This is a genomic window from Vibrio nereis NBRC 15637, from assembly GCF_001591105.1.
Lineage (GTDB): Bacteria > Pseudomonadota > Gammaproteobacteria > Enterobacterales > Vibrionaceae > Vibrio > Vibrio nereis.
Genome location: NZ_BCUD01000050.1, coordinates 1 through 1249, shown reverse-complemented (window position 1 = coordinate 1249; position 1249 = coordinate 1). Strand labels below are relative to the sequence as shown.

Below are 1249 nucleotides of genomic sequence, written 5' to 3'. Positions count from 1 at the left end.
CCGCATTAAGGTGTGAACAACGCGACCACGAAACTTAACCATACCACCGTAAACACTGAACTCAACGATGGAATAAAAAATGCCAAGCGTTGAGAATCACTCTTAAATGCTTTGTTATGTGCGTGCTAATTTTTGTAGATTATTTAAATAGATAGACCAATGCTTCCAACACGACTCTGCAAGCTCTAGCACATCGATGACTTCATTTTGGGTAACAACCGAGAATTTACCCGAAATACCAGGAAAATCGGCATTACCATTACTTTGATATTGAGTGCCGGATAAGTGTGGTTTAACTTGTGACCACTGCTTTCTGGTTAGTTTACAATGCTTTGAACGATTAGCTAAATCTGCACAAATTTTAAGTGATTCGTGTGACTCGATAAACTGTTTTAAGTCTTTGTGCGAAATACCCACTACATTCAGGTTTGCGACCCATTCATGGAGATGATGGCAGTGAATAAAGAAAGACAGAATATCATCTTCAACTGATTTTCGATCATCCCACAAAATATGATTCTCACCAGAATAAACATTTCTGATTCTTTGTAGATAACGTTCTACTCGGTTGATTTGTTCCATATTTTCTCCAAGCACATAACGCCCGCTTAAGTGGTGAGCAACGCTACCACGACTTTCAATTATTGCACCGTAAACACACAAGCTAAATCAAACCAAAACCGCCGAGCGTTGCGAATCCGTCTTAAAGCGTTTGTTATGCGATTTTTCAAAGGTTGCTATTAAGTCTTTGATTAAGCTCCCACAAGGCTATTCTGTTTGAGTCATATTTCAAAAGTTCACTAGCCTCTTGAAAACCACACCAACGAAATTTTGTATGCTCATTTGATAGCTGAGGCTCAGTAGACACCCGAACCGAAAAAGAATACTCAGGCACAACAAACTGATGATTAGTCCAATTTTCATGACCAGCATAGTACACTTTGGGGAGCATACACATTGAGTCCAATTGCTGCCAATCACAGCCAATTAAACTAGTTTCTTCTTTAAGTTCACGCTTTGCTGCCTCGAGGATGGATTCACTATCTTCACCACCGCCTGAAATAGCTTGCCATACACCATTATCACTTCGTTTTCCGATTAAGTAACGAGGTTGTTCATTGAGTATTTGATACGGAAATACTAATACTTGAAATGGTGCTCTCATTGATTTTTCCTCTAATCGCATAACGCCGCATTAAGGGATGAACAACGCCACTACCCAACCTAAGCTATTGTGCCGTAAACACTT

General features: G+C 39.7%; 2 protein-coding genes. Both read right to left on the bottom strand.

What is annotated here, in order from left to right:
* Positions 1-114: 114 nt before the first annotated feature.
* Complete coding sequence (locus VNE01S_RS18700) at positions 115-582, bottom strand: hypothetical protein (RefSeq protein ID WP_053397294.1); 468 nt, start codon at positions 580-582, stop codon at positions 115-117.
* A gap of 145 nt (positions 583-727) precedes the next feature.
* On the bottom strand, positions 728-1165 hold the full coding sequence (locus tag VNE01S_RS18695) for an NUDIX hydrolase (protein ID WP_031821644.1): 438 nt from the start codon (positions 1163-1165) through the stop codon (positions 728-730).
* Positions 1166-1249: the final 84 nt, after the last annotated feature.

What these genes read in the sequence shown, in the direction of transcription:
- VNE01S_RS18700 (WP_053397294.1), bottom strand. Translation starts at nt 582, where the DNA reads ATGGAACAAATCAACCGAGTAGAACGTTATCTACAAAGAATCAGAAAT.
- VNE01S_RS18695 (WP_031821644.1), bottom strand. Translation starts at nt 1,165, where the DNA reads ATGAGAGCACCATTTCAAGTATTAGTATTTCCGTATCAAATACTCAAT.